10 protein-coding genes are annotated in these 17,076 nt (G+C 42.5%); 7 read left to right on the top strand and 3 right to left on the bottom strand.

All coding sequences use genetic code 11. The annotated features are described in order from the left end of the window. The first annotated feature begins 10 nt into the window (after positions 1-10). From KTO63_RS01060 to KTO63_RS01045, 4 genes are all read left to right on the top strand, one after another. Positions 11-1,432, top strand: a complete 1,422-nt coding sequence (locus KTO63_RS01060; RefSeq protein WP_217789262.1) for a RagB/SusD family nutrient uptake outer membrane protein — start codon at positions 11-13, stop codon at positions 1,430-1,432. A gap of 107 nt (positions 1,433-1,539) precedes the next feature. After that, positions 1,540-2,646: a TlpA disulfide reductase family protein gene (locus KTO63_RS01055; protein WP_217789261.1), complete on the top strand. Its 1,107-nt coding sequence runs from the start codon at positions 1,540-1,542 to the stop codon at positions 2,644-2,646. Positions 2,647-2,666: 20 nt separating this feature from the next. Beyond that, a complete protein-coding gene (locus tag KTO63_RS01050; RefSeq protein WP_217789260.1) occupies positions 2,667-3,869 on the top strand; it encodes a TlpA disulfide reductase family protein in 1,203 nt (400 codons plus the stop codon). 415 nt (positions 3,870-4,284) lie between these two features. Continuing rightward, positions 4,285-6,930, top strand: coding sequence for a CshA/CshB family fibrillar adhesin-related protein (locus KTO63_RS01045; protein WP_217789259.1), 2,646 nt, complete (start codon positions 4,285-4,287; stop codon positions 6,928-6,930). 87 nt (positions 6,931-7,017) lie between these two features. Here the strand turns inward: KTO63_RS01045 and KTO63_RS01040 are convergent, their stop codons facing one another. Next, positions 7,018-8,106, bottom strand: coding sequence for an SGNH/GDSL hydrolase family protein (locus KTO63_RS01040; RefSeq protein WP_217789258.1), 1,089 nt, complete (start codon positions 8,104-8,106; stop codon positions 7,018-7,020). A 281-nt stretch (positions 8,107-8,387) separates the two neighbouring features. On the opposite strand from KTO63_RS01040, the gene KTO63_RS01035 reads away from it, so the two are divergent. Further along, a complete protein-coding gene (locus tag KTO63_RS01035) occupies positions 8,388-9,842 on the top strand; it encodes a DUF1254 domain-containing protein (RefSeq protein WP_217789257.1) in 1,455 nt (484 codons plus the stop codon). A 333-nt stretch (positions 9,843-10,175) separates the two neighbouring features. Continuing rightward, entirely contained in the window at positions 10,176-10,568 is a 393-nt protein-coding gene (locus KTO63_RS01030; RefSeq protein WP_232372977.1) for a putative quinol monooxygenase, read from the top strand. Between the two features lie 17 nt (positions 10,569-10,585). Here KTO63_RS01030 and KTO63_RS01025 read toward each other — a convergent pair whose 3' ends face one another. After that, positions 10,586-11,224: a response regulator gene (locus tag KTO63_RS01025; protein WP_217789256.1), complete on the bottom strand. Its 639-nt coding sequence runs from the start codon at positions 11,222-11,224 to the stop codon at positions 10,586-10,588. Beyond that, the gene (locus tag KTO63_RS01020; RefSeq protein WP_217789255.1) at positions 11,221-13,287 is read right to left on the bottom strand and encodes a tetratricopeptide repeat-containing sensor histidine kinase; all 2,067 of its coding nucleotides are present in this window, start codon (positions 13,285-13,287) and stop codon (positions 11,221-11,223) included. Before KTO63_RS01020 ends, KTO63_RS01025 begins: the two co-directional genes overlap by 4 nt. A 585-nt stretch (positions 13,288-13,872) precedes the next feature. Between KTO63_RS01020 and KTO63_RS01015 the strand changes: the two genes are divergently transcribed. Further along, a complete protein-coding gene (locus KTO63_RS01015) occupies positions 13,873-16,833 on the top strand; it encodes a PKD domain-containing protein (RefSeq protein ID WP_217789254.1) in 2,961 nt (986 codons plus the stop codon). Positions 16,834-17,076 lie beyond the last annotated feature (243 nt).

Genomic DNA, 17,076 nt, shown 5'->3' with positions numbered 1-17,076 from the left:
AATACGACACATGAAACAGAATAAAAATTACATCATCATATTGGCACTGTTTAGCTGGGCAATTACTGCCTGCTCGAAACAGTTGAATGTTTATCCATCCAGTTCCGAAGTGGACGGCAACGTGATCACCGATGTTAAAAGCGCAGCCACTACTTTGAACGGTGTCTACTACAGATTTGCCGTAGGAGGCGTTGACTACAACAATGTACCCGTATCATCGTGGTACCAGGTAAATGAAAGGTTTGCATCGCAGTTAAGCGGCATGCTTTCATACACCTATGGTGGTGGCGGCCTGGGCGAACACGCTTACGATGCAAAAACGCCTGGCATTGATAATATATGGACCTATGGTTATAGCATTGTAAATGCAGCAAACGGTTTTCTGAAAAACATAGCGCCTCTCAGTAACATATCAGCAGACACTAAAAAACAAATGATCGCAGAAGCAAAATTTCTTCGCGCTTTTGGAAATGCAGAGTTGTTGTTGTTTCACGGCGAATACGCTGACCCTGCCAGCGCTTACGGCATCATCATCAGAAATGAATTTGTAGAACCAAAAAATCTTTATCTGGCGAGGTCGTCTGTTGCAGAAAGCTACGATTCCATTCTTGCTGATATAGACAACGCGATCTCTGGTCTGCCATCGCTGAACTCATCCATTGCACATGCAAATGCTTGGACAGCAAAATTGCTGAAAGCGCGTGTGTTGATCAATCGCGGAACTGCTGCGGATATGGACAAAGTAATCAGTCTTACTACAGACATTATAGACAACGGACCATTTGTGCTTGAAGGAAGTGTGAAAGACATATTCTTGTCCAAAAACATTGCCAGCAAAGAAGTAATGATGGGCATACAACCATATCCTTCACAACAGGTGAAGTGGCAGGAGTATGTTTATTATAATGACTACGGTCCTAATGATTTTATGCAGGAGCTGTTTGCAGGCGATCCCCGTGCGGCATGGCAAATACAAACAGTTGAGGGCCCTTACGGCGCCAGCATTGCAGATACAAAATACTATCCGGGTTCAGTAACGGATATTACTTTTACACCTGTCTCAGAATACGCGTATGCATTTAGGCTCACCGAAGCTTATTTGCTAAAAGCGGAGGCATTAATAGCAAAAGGAGGCTCATTGGATGCTGCAAAAACATTATTGAAAACAGTTTTGTCACACGCTGGCGTAACAGATTTTTCAGATGTTGATGCCGCAGATTCAGGTCCGCAATTACAGCTATTGACAATTCAGGAAGAAATGAAAAACTTTGTAGACGAAGCGAGCCAGGATTGGTTTGCCGTAAGGCGTTTGCCATTTTCTACTTTGCAGACTTTGCTACCATCTATAAAAGACAAACATCAATTAGTGCTGCCTATACCAGATGCTGAAATAGTTGCCAATAAAGCAGTGAAACAAAATCCGGGTTATTAAGAAGTTATGAGTTATGAGTAGTGAGTTTTGGGTTGTAAAACAGCAAACCTCCTTACTCAGAACTCATAACTCACAACTCAAAACTTTCTTCAAATAAAAAGTGTAAAATGAAAAAAACTCTGATGCTGCTAACTGCATGCTTCTGTGCATCTTTACTACATGCCCAAACCAACACAACCGTTACTGCTTCCATCAAAGGATTGGAAGCCGGCAAATGGGTTTATTATAGAACATTGTCCGGCGACGGAAAGGACTCCGTTCAAACAAAAGAAGGAGGCTTCGTCATCAAAACGAACATACCGGAAGGAGAGGGCAATGCATACATCATCCAGATAGGAAATAAGTACGTTGAAAATTGCATGACATTCTTATATCTCGACAAAGGAAACGTAACACTTAAAGGTGATGGTCCTATGATGAAAGATATAAAAGCTGAAGGTCCACAATACATCAAAGATTATAATGCGTATAACGATTTTATAAAAAATGCACCCGCATTAAAAGGCAAAGACGAGTTGTACAAAAAAGCAAATGAGCTGTATGCAAAAGATACAGCCGCATTTGCAGCGCTTCAACCTCAGTTGGAGAAAATGGATTCCACTGAAAAAGCATTGACAAAACAATGGGTACTTTCCCACAAAAATTCACGCTACAGTGCCTTCCTTCTTTCTTTTGAACTGGGAAGATTGGATTTTGACGAGCAGGAGAAAATACTGAATCAGTTAACTGCCGATGCAAAAAACAACGCACCCGGAAAGAAAGTAGCGAACAGCATTCGAATCAATAATTTGACAGGCATTGGCAAGCAGGCGATGAACTTTACACAGAATGATACGTTGGGAAAACCGGTGTCATTAACTGATTTCAAAGGCAAGTATGTATTGGTGGATTTTTGGGCAAGCTGGTGCAAACCGTGCAGGGCAGAGAATCCAAATGTGGTGGCTGCTTACAATAAATACAAAGGAAAAAATTTTACCGTACTCGGCGTGTCACTTGATCAGCCAACAGGAAAAGAAAAGTGGTTGAATGCCATTCATGCTGACAACTTAACGTGGACGCATGTTTCTGATCTCAAATACTGGAATAATGCTGTGGCAAGACAGTACGACATCAATTCCATTCCCGCTAATTTATTGATCGATCCAACTGGAAAGATCATCGCTAAAAATCTACACGGCGAAGAGCTGGAGAAAAAATTGAATGAAGTTTTATAACCACAAAGAATTAAACTACGATGAAAAAGTATTTTGCTATAGTGCTTGCTACAGTTGCAGTTCATAGTGCCAATGCACAACAATTTACATTGAACGGAAAAATAACAGGAGCTGCTTCCTCAGAAAAAGTAAAGCTCTACTACACAGACGCCTCCGGTAAACGAACCACGGATAGTACCACTGTAAAGGATGGCAGTTTTGTATTAAAAGGAAATATTGCCGCACCTACGATGGCGTATATTGAATATGGTAAGGGTACGCCTGGCCAGAACCCAAACACTGCGAGTTTTTTTATAGAACCGAAACCAATGAGTGGAAGCTTTAAAGTAGGAGACTTTAAAAATATGGTGATCACAGGTTCTAGAACACAAGATGAATTTCTAGAACTGGAGAACTCAAAAGAGTCAATCAGAAAAGAGATGGAGCCATTGTCCAAAGCATATGAGAAAGCAGGTGAAGCAATGCGCAAGGCGCAAAAGGAAAAGAAAAGTGATGACGTGCTGGACTCGTTGAGATACGAAGCTGCTGCGATACATGACAAGTTTGAGCCTTATTTTCAAAGACAAGCCCAAAAGGATTTTCAGTTTTTTGCAAAACATCCACAGTCATATGTAACGGCGTACTATCTGCGTTTTCACACAACAGATGTATCGCTTGATTCATTGCAAATGTTTTACAATGCACTTGGATCAACCATTCAGCAAAGCAGTGACGGCAAGAACATTGCCAGGGAAATTGAAAAATTAAAAGCAGGCTCTCCCGGTAGCGTGGCGAAAAATTTTACCACTAAAGATATCAACGGTAAGTCAGTTTCTCTCGCTGACTTCAAAGGAAAATATGTGTTGATAGATTTCTGGGCTAGTTGGTGCGTGCCTTGCCGCAAGAGTATGCCGCATGTAAAAGAACTCTATGGAAAGTATAAGGACAAAGGGTTTGACGTGATAGCAGTTTCTGATGATGACAGGGATTCGACAGCGTGGAAGAAAGCGATTGCAAAAGATGGAACCGACATGTGGAACAATGTGCTTCGCGGAATGGATTGGGAAAAAATAAGAAAAGGAGAATCCAACGATAAGGACATCAGTGAGAAATTTGGTATTCACAGTTTGCCTACAAAAATACTCATTGATAAAAATGGCGTCATCATTGGCCGCTACGATAAAGGAACAGAAGAAGAAGCACTTGCACTAGATAAGAAACTTGCAGAAGTAATGAACGATTGAGAATTGAGAGTGGAGAGTGGAGAGTTGAGAGTTGAAGGTTGAAATGTATGATGGGCAACACGCCTCCTAACAACTAACAACTAATAACTAACAACTCTCCACTCTCCACTCTCCACTCTCCACTCTCAACTCCCTCCCGGCAATTGGGTATCAGCCTTTTTGAATTTTTACTTTTTACTTTTTATTTCCTACAATCTACCTTACAAATATTTTCACCTGCGCTTACCCGTAAGTAAAAACACTTACTTTTGGCAACCGTTGATCCAGAGACTGTTTTAGCTGTTACTTATCTTGTGACAGTTTAATATTGTTGGTTGATATCAACTCCAATCCGAGCATCCTCCAGGAAACTTTTCATGAACCTGTCCCCGTGTAAGCTTTTAAACTTATTACCTAAACAACACTAAACCGAGCAATGAAAACTTTTCTGCTATGGGCAGGCCTTTGCGTGTCTGTTATTCTCACGTGCATTTCAAACACATTTTCACAAACTATTTCATCGCCATGGCCCGCTGCATATGCAACAGGAGGTTCCGGAAAATCCGGCAACGAAATATGCTGGCTCACCTGGGGAACAAACGGCGCCAGCGTTTCAAACGGTACCTACTACTGGAGTCTGGCACCGGGTGTTACTATCTCGGCAACTGTTTCGGGATTGACCAGTACGAACAACGTTGCATCTCCTTTACAAGCATATAACAGCGGTAATTATTCAGAAGATGGTTTGCAAAAATTATACTCCGGCGTTAATCCTATAGGCCTTATCAACAAAGGAGATGGCGACAAGGTATCTTTTAATATTGCTGTTCAGTTAACCATCAATGGTACGTCAATTACATATCCCGGGCTTGTTGTAGGCGATGCAGAGTCAATGGCGACAGGAGAATCTATAAGCGCAACCACTCCGGGAAGTGGCTGGCAGTTGCTGGACCTGCGCAACAACACCAACATCTTTACATTCCTCGACTATACGATGAACGTTAGCAACTCGAAGAAAACTTTTTCTTTTTACGATAATGTATTTTCCAATGTGGATATGCAAGGCGTTGCCTATTCTGCAGGTGTCAGCAGCCTGAGTAATGTAACGGTCGAAGGAAGCGGACGTGCCGCAGTGGCGATAGGTCTTGTGTTGCCGTTCGATCTGGGTGATGCACCTTCTTCCTATGGCAAAGCACTCCACTATCTTAATAACAATACAGCTTCGGGAAGCGTGTTGAATAACACTACGCTTTCCGCGATTTTAGTCGGTCAAACAACATTGACGAATACGGCCAATACCTACCTGGGAGCGGCAAACGTAGACCCAGACGGTAGTTTGGGCGGAAGTGCATCGGCAGACGCAGATGATAATGATAACAATGATGATGAGGATGGAATAACTTTTCCTCCAACCGGAATTAAAATAAATCAAACAGGTAACTATACAGTAAGCATCAAAGCTGTCAATAAAAATGCAGCCAAAGCGGCTACAATCTACGGCTGGATTGACTTTAACGGAGATGGTATTTTTTCTTCAAGCGAATTGGCAACAACAACTGTAGCGGCGAATAAGACAACATCACAAAACTATACGCTTACTTACAACCTTGATAATTACAAGTATGCCGCCAATACCTTCCGGTCTGGCACTACATATGCACGATTCAGAATTACTACCGATGCATTAACAAATGGCAACGGTTCTTCGCAGATAGACCAGCGAAGCTATGGCGCAACGACAGATGGCGAGGTTGAAGACTATGCACTTACCATCAACCCGATGTCTGTAAGCGGAACTGTTAATATTGACAAAAACGGAGTGACGAATAACGCCGTTGATGGTACACCAAAAGGAACCATTGATGGTACACAATTGTATGTTTATTTGACTTCCGGCGGTACGATCGTTTCTAAAGCTACAGTTACTGCGAACAATGGAAAGTACACGCTTAGTGGTGTGAACCCGAGCTCAAGTTATTCAGTACTTCTGTCTACCGACGGTACTAAAAATGCCGGTGATGCAGCGTCTTCTGTGTTAACAACTTTAACTGGAACCTGGGCGCATGCAGGTGTTGAGTATGGCACCAACAACAGCAGTGGCACGGGCCTGGCCGCATCTCCATACAACGGTTCAATAGCCGTTTCAACAGGTGCCGGTAACAGTGACATAACAGCCGTGGACTTTGGTGTAGAAAAATTGCCAACAAGCAATTCGTTTAATTACACCATCGCCAAGCCGGCTTACAACAGTTCGAAAATATTGAATGCAGCAAATGGTTTGGCGCAATTGGCCGGAACAGATCCTGAAGATGGCACACTTGGGTCCGGCAAAACAATCATTATACTGAGCCTTGCAAACATGAATGGTAACTGGCTCGTGTATAGCGGTAACAAACTTTCTGACGGCAGCATTATTACAAATTACAATCCGGCGTTATTGTCGGTACGTTTTTTAGGCAATCATTCAACTTCTGCGGGCTTTGCATACAGCTTTCTGGATGCTGCAAACCTGTTTGCACTGGTGCCTGGTACATATACCATTAGCTGGGCATCTGCTATTCTTCCGCTCGATCTGCTAAATTTTACGGTAAAGCAAAACAATGACAAAGTGTTGATTTCATGGACAACGGCAAACGAAGTGAATGTTCAGTCATTCGATGTGCAATACAGTGCAGACGGTTCTCATTGGGCAACGCTGCAAACAGTTCCATCGTCAAACAAAGGCGGAGATGTGTATACAACACAAACCGCAAAGCCTTTTGCAACGAATAACTATTATCGTTTGAAGATGAATGATATTGATGGCGACTATAAATATTCTCCGGTAAAAGTGTTAAAATACTCGTCAGATATGATAGTCAGCTTCTATCCAAATCCGGTAAGAGATATTTTGCACATTGTGTCTTCAACAGGAGAAACTGTAAAACGTGTTACAATATATGACCTGCAAGGAAATACAATTCTTCAGGTGAACAGCAATAACAATAGTGTTGATCTGCGAAATGTTACAGCAGGAGAATATGTTGTGCGAGTGGAATATGACAGCGGAAATGTTGCGACACAAAAAGTGATCAAGCTCTGAGATATTTACCATTAAGGCACTAAGGACACTAAGTTTCACTAAGGGATTTTCTTAGTGCAGCTTAGTGTCCTTAGTGCCTTAGTGGTTTTATTTCGAATCCCACTTTACTTCCTTCTCCATAAATTTAATCAAATCTTCCGCTGCCTCTTGTTGTTCGCGAATACTGGGATGTCCAGATGTTTTTTTATAAGGAATAAAATGCGTTAGAACCCGTTTGTCATTTAATGAATGAACAGCTTGCGTAACATAACCAGGCCATGGCGAATTTGCTGCAGTAGCATCCATGCTGCCAAGAGTGCAAACAATAGTTGCAGAAGGATACTTTGCACGTACACTGCTGATGAAATTTTTATAAGCAGCAACGATCTGTGTTTCAGAAGGCGCTGTTGTTCCGAAGCGAGCTTTGAACTGTTCGTGCTCCGGCTTTCTTGTGAGCCAGCTGTCATTCTGGAATAAATTTACAATTACCACTTGCGGTGTATCGTTGCTAAAGTTCCAATGGCTGTTAGCATCACTGGGATTTAGCCGGTCATACATCTCTGGCATGATCAACGGGAACCAGCTGATCAAAATGCCAATTCCACTTTTAGAAATGCTTATGTAGTCAGCATCGAAATGTCTCGCCGTAATGGCCGCGTAACTGATATAACCGTTTTCGAATGGTGCAGTTCCCTGGTCATGTCCCGTTGAGTCTTCCACCGCATACCCACAAGTAATCGAATCTCCATATACTTCTATCTTTCTTTTTTTTGCCGGAGGAGCTGCTAATAACCTGGTGCCTTTGTTAACAGTAAAACCGTAGATTGTCGTGCTGCCCATGGCCCATTCGGTTTGTTTGAAAAGCTCCACTTCGTGCGTGCCAGACGAAAGGCCACTGGCAAGTTTGTATGTTCTTTTTGTGCTATCAACGTTTAATGTTTGTTGTACTTTTCCGTCCACTACTACTGTAAAGCGATTAATGCCCGTTTGATCTTTCAGCATCACATCAATACCCGTTCCCTTAAATTTTATTTTAGCAGATGAGGCGGTCCAGTAAAAAACAGTTGTGCTATCCGTCTGCAGTATACGTCCCGTATAGCGAATGTGAGGGTCGTTGTGTTTAATGTTTTGTGCTCGAGAGGGTTTGTTTGCAAACAGTGATACAAGGGTGAGGAAAATGACAGCGAGTGAGCGCATAGTTAAAAGTTGGTTTGAGTAAAGATATCTGAAATTTGAAAAAAGAAAGCACACTGATGACACTGATTAAAGTGATTTACACGGATATCTTACTCAACACCGCCAGGGATCGCAAATTTGCCTAAAGGCGGTTTCGAAGATCCCCAAAGTATTTTCTAGTAGCGCTAAGTAGTGAAGAGTCTTTGCGTCCTTTTCTTTTTCTTTGCGCCTTTGCGTGCAACCCCAGGGTGTATCACAACAATATTAAGTTTCCGCTGTTATTCGACCAACAATATAGTTATATGAGAAATCTAATCTTTCCGTTGGGCTCGTTCTTAATAATGACAGCCTGCAATCAGGCGCCAACAAGCTCTACACCCGTAAAAGATTCAACAGCGGCTGTGCAGTCCTCGACATTTGTACCCGCCAATGAAAATGAAAAGGCAATCTATAGTCGTGCATTTAATGTTGTTGTGTGGGGGCTACCTGCCGTAAATTCTGAATTAATGTACGAGGACCTGGTGAAAGCCAAAGGAGATTACAACCAGGTGATATATTGGTCCGGGCTCGTCAATTCAAAAAATCAAACACTCACGCCCAATCCTGATGTCATCTACATCAACCCATTCTATGATACAAGAAAAGGCCCTGTTGTATTAGAGATTCCGCCTGCGGAAGGCGTTTCTTCCATTACTGGTTCATTGGACGACGCCTGGCAAACTGCCATCGAAGACATCGGCCCAGCTGGATTAGACAAAGGCAAGGGCGGCAAATATTTGATATTGCCTCCGGGTTACAAAGACAAAGTTCCGGCAGGCTATTTCCCAATGCCATCTTCAATTTATACCGGCTTTGCCATTCTGCGTTCAAACCTTACCAATGGCACTAAAGAAGATATCGCAAGGGCTGTTGAATACGGTAAGAAGATAAAAATGTATCCATACGCACAAGCCGCCAATCCTCCACAAACTGCGTTTCTTGATTTGCTTGAAACATCTTTCGGCAACATCATTCCTTATAACATTCATTTCTTTGAATCATTGAGCAATTTTATTCAAAGAGAGCCGTTGCTCACGCGTGACATGGCTATGCTCGATCAGTTAAAATCGATCGGCATTGAAAAGGGAAAAGACTTTAAGCCCGATGCCCGCACAAAAGAGATCTTGGAAGCTGCTATAGCTGATGCGCATAAATGGGTGGACGCGCAATATGCGGCCACATTCAAGCATCCTTTCTATGAAGGTACGGGATGGGCGCTCCCTGCTGATCCGCAAACTACAAAGGGAATAATGGAAAACTATGCCGATCCTTCCAATTATCCTGTAGACGGAAGGGCCATTATCTATTCGATGGCTTATTTCAGTGCAAAGCATTTAGGTACAGGTCAATTTTACCTGTTGAATATAAAAGACAATACAGGCAAAAGGTTTGATGGCTCAAAACAGTATCATTTGCATTTGCCACCAAATGTGCCTGTAAGGCTTTATTGGTCCGTAACGGTTTACGATGGAGAAACACATGCGCTATTACCCGGTATGCCATATTTCAGTCGCGCTTCCACCACTCCGGGACTTCAGAAAAATGCGGACGGTTCTGTTGATGTTTATTTTGGAACAAAGGCCCCGACAGGAAAAGAATCCAATTGGGTGCCAACTGATCCCAAGCGTAGCTTTGAATTATTGGCAAGATTCTACGGACCCGAAAAAGAATTCTTCGAGAAGACATGGAAAATGGGAGACGTGGAGGAGGTGAAATGAATTTGAAAATGATGATTGGCACGCAGATGACACTGATTAAACTGATTTACGCGGATGTACTTTTTAACCGCAAAGAGCGCAAAGTTTGGCGCAAAGGAAACGAAGGGATTTAAGAATGTCATACAAGCTTTTTAACAAAAGCCTCTCAGCTATGGGAGCGAAGATGCCTTATAGCCTTCGTTTTCTTTGCATCTTCGAAATGCTCTACTTATTTTGTTGCCGTGTTCTTTGCGCACTTTGCGGTTAAAGGGATTTACATCAAACAAAAGATCAGTGTAAATCAGTTTAATCAGCGTCATCTGTGTGCTATATAATTTCAAATAACTTTGTGAGATGAGCAAACAAAAATTACTGCGGCTAACAATTGGGATCATTGTCTCCTCAATTTGTTTTGGCAATAATTCTTTTGCGCAGGATAAAAAACAAATGGTGCGCATTGCCAAAATTGTGGTCGATTCATTGCAGTTAGAAAACTACAAAACTGCACTGAAAGAAAATGTAGAGGCTTCTGTGAGCAAGGAGGCGGGCGTTATCACCTTGTATGCAGTATACGACAAGGAAAAGCCCACACATGTTACAGTTTTAGAAATCTACGCGGATGCCGAAGCTTATAAGGCGCATTTGCAAACTGACCATTTTAAAAAGTACAAAACTACCGTGGCGAAGATGGTTAGTTCACTGGAACTTACTGACGTTATTCCTATAGCATTTGCATCTAAAAAATAACGAAAGAACGCAGATTTTCACGCATCTATCAAGCCATACTCGATTGCTTTGCGCACGAGGCCCGCTGTATTTTTAACCTGTAATTTTTGCAATAAACTTGAGCGATGATTCTCCACTGTATGCAAGCTGATAAATAACTTATCTGCAATTTCCTGGTTGGTAAGTTCTGCCGTAATTAATTGCAGAATTTCTTTTTCGCGGCGTGTAAGCGCTGCATGTTTCTTGTCCTGTTTATTTTTAAACATGTCATCCACCAAACGCTGTTGCAATTGTGGCGATAAAAATTGGCCACCCTGGTGCACAGTCTCTATTGCTTCAACAATAACCGTGTCTTCAGAATCTTTCAGTAAATAACCATAACAACCAAGCTGCAACATTTTTTTTACCTGTGCAATAATGTCGTTGCTGGTAAGCACGAGTATTTTTACAGAAGGGAAATCTTTCAATATTTTCTTCGCAAGATCGGGGCCTTCACCATCGGGTAACTGCATGTCGAGTAGCAGTATGTCCGGCTGCTGCTGTTTGATGCCTTCCAGCAAAGCCTTGCCAGATGCGTATTTTGCCAGCACTTCTATGTTCTTGAAATCCTGAAGGATCTTCACCAATCCATTTGTTACAATAGGATGATCATCCGCTATGCTTACCTTTATACTCATGTTGTCGCGGTGTTTTGTTTCACTGCAATAATACCTAATTCGATGTAAATACAAGTTCCTTCGCCCGGGCTACTGGCAATGTCTATCTGTCCGTTGAGGTATTTTACCCGTTCTTTTATAGTTTTTAATCCCATGCCATCGTTGGATTGCAAGATGTCTTTTGAAATTCCATTACCATTGTCTTCTACAGTAATACACAATTGCGATTCATGAAAAACCATTTGCACAATCGCCTCCGTGGCATTCGCATGTTTGATAATGTTGTGCACCAATTCCTGTATAATGCGATAGGAGGTAAGTTCCATGTCGCCCGGAAGTCTTTGCACCTTGCCCCAGATTTCAACGTTGATATTCAACATGTGGCCCTTGCGAACACGTTCGCAGAAAAGCTCCGAAGCTTTTGCCAAACCTTCATTGAGAAGAATTTCAGGCATTAGATTGTGCGCGGTTTTTCGCAAGTCGATAGAAGCTTCTTCAAGTAATTGCAATACTTCTTTAAAATCGCCGGTAACATCTGTTGTGGTATGTTTTCTAAAGATGGCACTCACTCTTGTGCGAATAGCCGCAAGTGTGCCGCCCATGCCGTCGTGCAGTTCACGTGCAATGCGGCTGCGCTCTTTTTCCTCGGTGCTGATAACAGCTTGCAGGTTCGAGATCTGCAATTCCTGTCTCAGGTTGCGGATTTTTTCGGCCTGTAGTTTTTGCTTGTGATGTATATTTCTGTACACTAAAAAACAAAAAACCAAAAGAAGTAAGAAACCAAGAGAAAAGCCAATGATCCAGAAGTTTTTTGTTTTTATGCGGCTCTCGTTCCTTGCAATCGCAAGCTCCTTCTGCGCAATCTCTTTATCCTTATCTGCAATGCGGTATTTCATTTCCACGTTGTACACAAGCTCCAGTTTTTCCGCCTTCATCAACGAGTCCTGCACTTCTGAATACAATCGCCTGTTAATGGCGGCCTTTTCATAGTTTCCAATTGCCTCGTAAGCATCTGCCAGTGTTTTGTACGCATGATCGGTGATGTGCAGCACTTTTTGTTTATTCGCCATTGCAAGTGCCGGCTCAGTAATGGCAATAGCTTTGGCGTAATTGTGTTGCTTGCCATAAGCTTCTCCTAAAAAGATATTCGCGAAGAAATATTGACGACTTGTACCACGCACGTTCTCAGGTATTTCATCCAAAGACCGTTGCATATAGGAAATCGCTTCATTCAGTTTGCCATCTTCCATATAGGTGATGCCAATGTTCATCAGTGTAGCAGCCGGAATAGAGAAACCTGTTTTCAGTTTTCGGGCCAGTTGAAGATTAAGATTGCAATAATATCGCGCAGAGTCATTTTGCTGAATATTATTGTAATAGCCGCCTTTGTAAAAATAAATATTCATCAACTGCGCACTGTCATTGGCTGCCAATGCTTTCTGTTCGAGTTTGTTGATCCGTTGTACTACCTGCAGAATATGTTTGTCGTTGGTAATGTCTCCATGCGCATTCAGCCAGAATTGCAAAATGCTGCAATAGACTTTCATTTGCATCCGCGGGTTGTCGATGTGGTTTGCATCCAGCTCATTCAACGCGGCGTAGCGGTAATAGGCACAAGAGTCATAGCGTCCCTTGTAATAATAATTTTCAGATAACAACACGTAGAGCGACGAGATCATTTCGTGATCTTCAATATCATCACCGCAAAATCTGAGGGCTATTTGTGAATAGTACACAGCTTTTTCCTGCTCATTTTTATTGCTGAAACATGCGCCCAGACCGTAATAGGATTTGGCAATGCCCTTATTATAGTGAAGAAGTTTGCTGGCAAAAAGTGTTTGACGGTAGAGCCATTCAGCGCTGTCAACCGATGATATGCGTATTGAGTTGGCTGTTTTAATGGCTTTATTGATACTGCCGGTATCACGAAGAACAAGTCCGTTGTAGATGACTTGATCACGAGTTTCATGACTCGAAGATTGCGAATAACCGCGCCCATAGCACAGCGCACCTATACAAAAAATTATACAGATCCTGGTTACAAGCCATTTGCCTTCCGGCAAATTGAATTGTGTTCTCCTCATAAGCATACTCATTTGGTTCTTGTCAACAGGCAGCAATGTTTGTTTTGATTGAATATAGCGAAAGGTCTAGCTACGGAACACAGATTTTAAGATTTTCATGAGTTGAGTGATTTGATATTTGAAAACATAGATTTGAAATTTTCGTGAGCATATTGTTGCCAAGAGGCTCACGCTTATTATCTTAAACTTCAAATTTCAAATAAAAAATCTTGATCAATCTTGACAATCATGAAAATCTGCGTTCCTGTTGTTTAAAGTGTCAGGAAGACAAATATGCCGTGTTTTCTTGGAAAAATACCCGTGCGTGTTCCCGGATCACTTCGTCGAGTAAATTAGTAGGATTTAACCGTTCTGACAAAATAAATAGTGGTTTTTCTCTATTTTCTGATTTGGTGGTTTCTCGTAATGGAATTTTAACCGCACAGAAATAATTTTACAAAGCCTGCAAATTGTTCTGAATTTTGTGCCCTTCGGCAAATGTGAGCGCACCTTGCATGGCCATTTATCAACCAAAACTGAGCGTGAGAAAGGATGGGTTTAATTAAAACATGGCAAAAGCACTGCAGGAAAATATTGATTCTCTTTTTGTTATCGATTCCCCTGTCAATGTACTCGCAAAACTTTTCCAACAAAGGAAAAGAATTCTGGATCGGTTATGGTCACAATCATCTGTTCAATTACAATGTAGCCCCGAATAGCCAGCAAATGGTTTTGTATTTAAGTGCTGAGCAAGCGGCAAATGTAAAAGTGAGCATCAATGGTACAAGCTGGGTAAAAACCTATTCCATACCTGCCAATACCGTAATGCCTTCTGATCTTATTCCTAAAACCGGTGCAGAAGATTGTCGCCTGCTGAATGAGGGATTGTCCGACAAAGGCATTCACATCGAAAGTGATGTTCCCATCGTGGCATATGCGCATGTGTACGGACAAAACAGCTCAGGCGCTGCAATGCTCTTGCCTGTTGAATCATACGGCTATACATACATTTCATTAAATAGTGAGCAGAATTACGAAGATGGTTGCTACTCATGGTTTTTTGTAGTAGCATCTGAAAACAATACAACCGTGCGCATAACACCGTCGAAGCCAACCGTTGGCGGCAAACCCCAAGGCGTACCATTTGAGGTGAACCTGAAGAAAGGGCAGATCTATAACGTGATGGGCGTGGGTTTGGGCAATGGCAGAGGCAATGATATGTCGGGAAGCAAAATACAATCCATCGAAGGCTCTGATGGTATATGTCATCCTATCGGCGTTTTTTCCGGTAGCAGCAGAAGTTATATTTGCCCTGTAAGTTTCGGTGGCGGGGGCGACTTTATAATGCAGGAAGTGTTTCCGGTAAGTGCCTGGGGCATGCAATATCTCACGGCCGTTACTTCTTCCACAGATGGGCCATCGGTGCTCAATACCAATAAATTCAGGGTGTACGTGAAAGATTTGAACACGCTTGTACGTCGCAATGGCGCAGTGTTATCTGGCATTACCAATAATAGTTTCTACGAATTTTCATCATCAGGGGCAGATAACATCACAGCAAACAAACCTGTGATGGTGGCGCAATTCATTCCTTCATCCGGTGCCTGTAGCACTACAGGCGATGGCGATCCTGAAATGTTTTACCTAAGTCCCTTGGAGCAAGCCATTAACAAAGCTGCGTTTTATAATACCAATAAAGAAGCCATCGGAACGAATTACCTTACGATGATTGTGCCCAATGGAGGGCTATCAACGTTAAAGATAGATGGAAGCCCGGCTGTTGATTATAGCTATACGCATCCCAACCTCGCTGGCTATACAGTTGTTGTAAAGAAGATGCCAACGCAGCCAATGCAGCACACCATTCAAAGTGACTCTGCGTTTACGGCCATCACCTATGGGCTTGGTTATGTGGAATCGTATGGATACAACACAGGTACTTACGTAAACAACCTTACAACGATTTCGCAGATCAATAATGTGCAATCACAAAATGGAGGATCGAGTGCCTATACATGTCCGAAGACGCCGTTTAAAATTTCCATCAAAACCATTTATCAGCCGTCATCACTTACATGGCAGTTTAGTAAAGCGAGCCACATAACACCATCGCAGGATGTTACGGTTAACAACCCTGTGCCAACAGGTTCGCAAGTGATCAATGGAAAAACATATTACACATACGAATTCGACAAACAATGTTTTGTAGATACGCTCGCAGACGTAGTCATTCCGGTTATTATCAGCGACATGCAAATTGATAATTGTAGTCATGAAGAATTGGTGAGCGTCAAAATACCTATTCAAAAAGGGCCACAGGCGCAGTTTTCAGTGAAAGAGGTTTGTGCAGGAGATACCGCCTATTTCAAAGACGCAACAGCCGAAACGGGCATGTCTGGCTGGAATTGGAAGTTTGGAGATGCATCTATTTCAAGTGTTCAGAATCCTTCAAAGTTGTACAAAGCTGCTGGCAAGTATGATGTGAATTTTTCAGTCGTAAGAACGGTGGACGGATGCGTGGGAGATACTACCGGAAACGTCAGTATTCAAGTATTGCCAACGTCTTCGTTCAAATTGCCCGATGTTGTTTGTATGCCAGGCGGCATAGCTGCTTTCACCAATCAATCGACCATCAACGAAGCAAATAGTTCGTTGCAATATGCATGGAACTTTGGCGATGGTAATTTCTCTGCAGATCAAAACGCCTCCCATGTATACACAACGGCAAAAAATTATACAGTGAGTTTAATTGCCAAATCTTCTTTTGGTTGTGCAGATACTGCAACTCAGTCCTTGAGTCATTTCGTTGATAAACCTGTTGCAAGTTTTGGTATAAAAGAAACAATCCTTTGCGAAGGCAGTGCTATTTCATTTATCAACAACAGTAAAGTTAGCAATGCCGAGTCTGCCAAATGGGAGTGGAACTTTGGAGATGGCACACACAATACGGTCGCAGGGCCTGTTAAAACATTTGCCGGCGGCGGATCATATGCTGTCACACTCAGTGTGAACGATGAAGGCTGCATGTCGGATGAAGCTGAACAAACAGTGGCGATCAACAGAAAACCTTTGGTGGATGCTGGTCCGGATGTATTGACAGAGCCCGCACGCCCTGTCACGCTACAGGCAAATGTAGATGATGCGCAAGCTTCCATTCAATGGACACCCGCGCAATACCTGTCGTCTGCAACAGTTTTACGCCCGCAGGCATCGCCCATGAACTCCCAGGAGTTTTATATCACCGCAACCAACGCAGCACATTGCAGCAGCACAGATAGCGTATTGGTAAAGGTTTTCAGAGAATTGAAAATTCCCAACGCGTTTTCTCCAAACGGCGATGGCGTAAATGATAAATGGATCATACCGGGATTGTCGGATTACCAGGAATCATCTGTTGAAGTGTTCAACCGGTGGGGGCAGGTTATATTCAGATCAAAAGGATACAGCGTGCCATGGGATGGAACGCTTAACGGATCGCCATTACCGGTAGGCGCTTACTATTACATCATTGCTCCGAACGCGAAGGGCTATGGCAGGCTTTCGGGAAGTGTTGTGATCGTTAGATAAGTTGAGAATGGAGAGTTGAGAGTTGAGAGTTATGAATGAAAACTATAAAGTTTGAGGTTTGAATGTGTAACAGGCCCCATCTTATGTTTGTATCGTGTGCGTTGAATAGTCCAATTCTTAATTCCTAATTCACTAGTGGTTTACTCCTGTTTTTTATTTAGGCGACTTTCCATCATGTTATTATAATGTTACTAAGATAATTTTACGAGGATAACCAAAACAAGCATAGGCAAGGAAAAGCAA

The organism is Pinibacter aurantiacus (assembly GCF_019130065.1).
In the GTDB taxonomy this organism is placed as follows: Bacteria; Bacteroidota; Bacteroidia; order Chitinophagales; family Chitinophagaceae; genus Pinibacter; species Pinibacter aurantiacus.
Note: the sequence above shows the minus strand (reverse complement) of the source record. Positions and strands in the feature narration are given on the sequence as shown.